The organism is Lysinibacillus sp. NPDC098008, from assembly GCF_044760715.1.
Classification (GTDB): domain Bacteria; phylum Bacillota; class Bacilli; order Bacillales_A; family Planococcaceae; genus Lysinibacillus.
Genome location: NZ_JBIWBA010000065.1, coordinates 1 through 1,518, shown reverse-complemented (window position 1 = coordinate 1,518; position 1,518 = coordinate 1). Strand labels below are relative to the sequence as shown.

Annotated in this window: 2 protein-coding genes; both read left to right on the top strand. The window is 31.4% G+C overall.

Features of this window, described 5'->3' with window-relative positions:
- A partial coding sequence (locus tag ACIQVU_RS20220; protein ID WP_402897033.1) for a phage portal protein occupies positions 1–660 on the top strand: 660 nt, incomplete at its 5' end.
- Between the two features lie 201 nt (positions 661–861).
- On the top strand, positions 862–1,185 hold the full coding sequence (locus ACIQVU_RS20215) for a hypothetical protein (protein WP_402897032.1): 324 nt from the start codon (positions 862–864) through the stop codon (positions 1,183–1,185).
- Positions 1,186–1,518: the final 333 nt, after the last annotated feature.

Sequence of the window (1,518 nt, the reverse complement as noted above, 5' to 3'; positions counted from 1 at the left end):
GACTATCAAAACATTCTAGATAATATGGAAGATGTGCTTAGTAAGTATATTGATAGCATGTATAAGTTTATTAATCCAATTCCAGTCGTAACAGGAAATCAATTAACTAATGCATCTATTCCTTCTGAAATTGTTGGAACAGGATTAACATTGGATGATGGTAGTACATTTTCGCTTGTAAATGGTCAATTAGATAGTAAGTCATTCGATTTAGTTTATAAGACACTTATGCAAAATTTATTAGATGTATCTGCTACACCCTCAGTTGCTTTTAATAAGAGTGATGTATCAAACTTATCGTCTGAATCAATCCGTATGATGTTTTCATTAGCAAATGTACAAGCAGGAGTAAACGAGACGTACCTAAGAGAAGGTTTCTCACAACGTTGGGAAAAGGTACAGCGATTATTAAAATATAAAGGTATTACAGTATCAGATGATGAGATGATTTCCTTAGATTTTAACTTCCAGTATGATATGCCAAGTAATCATAAAGAAATTTTAGATAACCTTAAAACTCAATTTGACATGGGTGCTATTAGCGTAGAAAGTATCGTTGAAATATCGCCATATGTCACAGATAAATCACGTGAGATGAGTCGTTTAAAAGGTGTAGAGTATGATGTACATAATAGTAATGATACAGTTGGTACAGTTTAGTTATAAATATATGATACAGAATAACATAGAAGCGTAGTGTAGAAAAGTGGGAAATAGGTGTGTACGAGTTGAGTTAAAATGTAGTAGTGTCAAGGGAATATGCTTTATAGTGTATATGCTACATTTCTCACACCCTGTTATATATGGTACGCCCCCCACTACACTACCAATTATATTAATAGTGAAGGATGATAGATAATTATGACAATAGAACAGTTATCACAAGTAGCATTGTCCCCAGCAGTTTGGGCAGTATGCTGTATCGTATTAGTCGGCTTCATTTTAAAGAAGGTATATGAAAAGAGTGATAAGCAAGAAGATAGATTAACAACTCTACATGATGAATATAGAGCAGAATCTAAGGAACGTGAGAATAAGTTAATGGAGCATCTATCAGAGTCCAATAAGATACAGGAACAAACTTCTAAATCATTATTACAAGTGGAGAAGTCATTAGTTTCATTAGAAGAAAACTTTAATTCATTAGATGATCGAGTAACTATTATTGAACGTAATAGTAATTAAATGATAAAAGTATCAATGTATAAATGACCGTTATTTTATGCATTAAAAGGGTACATATCGTTTGCGTATTCATTCCCAAAACGTTGATATATCAATGATGTATAAATTTTGTATAATGGTAAAGTAACGTACATAAGTGGAAACGTTGATGTATCAATACTTCGAGTATATAACTAGTTTACATAAGATAGGTTATGGGAAGTTAATTGTGAATAAGGTATACATATAATATAAACAGTTAGAAAGGATGATTGAATGAATATTACTAATTTACAACGATTAAAATACGACATACAAGGCATTGAGTTAGATGATACACAACTATCTATATAC

Coding starts and splice junctions, on each gene's coding strand:
- ACIQVU_RS20215 (WP_402897032.1), top strand. CDS start 862: ATGACAATAGAACAGTTATCACAAGTAGCATTGTCCCCAGCAGTTTGG.